We start from the raw sequence: 380 nt of genomic DNA on the forward strand, positions 1-380 counted from the left end.
GTCTGGTTCGAATCGTCGTCGATCGCCTGCTTGCCGAGGATCACCAGCTGCGGCTGTTCCTTGTCGACCAGCGCCTTGAGGATCTTCGCGACGGCCAGCGGCTCGACACTGTCGTTCGACTCGACGAGGATCGCGCGATCCGCGCCGATCGCCAGCGCCGTACGCAGCGTTTCCTGCGCTTGCGCGACACCGACCGACACCGCGATCACTTCGGTCGCGACACCCGCTTCCTTCAGGCGCACGGCTTCTTCCACCGCGATTTCGTCGAACGGGTTCATCGACATCTTCACGTTCGCGATGTCGACGCCCGTGTTGTCCGACTTCACGCGGACCTTCACGTTGTAATCGACCACTCTTTTCACTGGCACCAGGATTTTCAT

General features: G+C 61.3%; 1 pseudogene. It reads right to left on the bottom strand.

The annotated features are described in order from the left end of the window. Nucleotides 1–380, bottom strand: a pseudogene (locus DIE21_RS36960) (electron transfer flavoprotein subunit beta/FixA family protein); the annotation flags it as partial.

Origin of the sequence: Burkholderia sp. Bp9140, from assembly GCF_003853425.1 — a bacterium.
GTDB lineage: Bacteria > Pseudomonadota > Gammaproteobacteria > Burkholderiales > Burkholderiaceae > Burkholderia.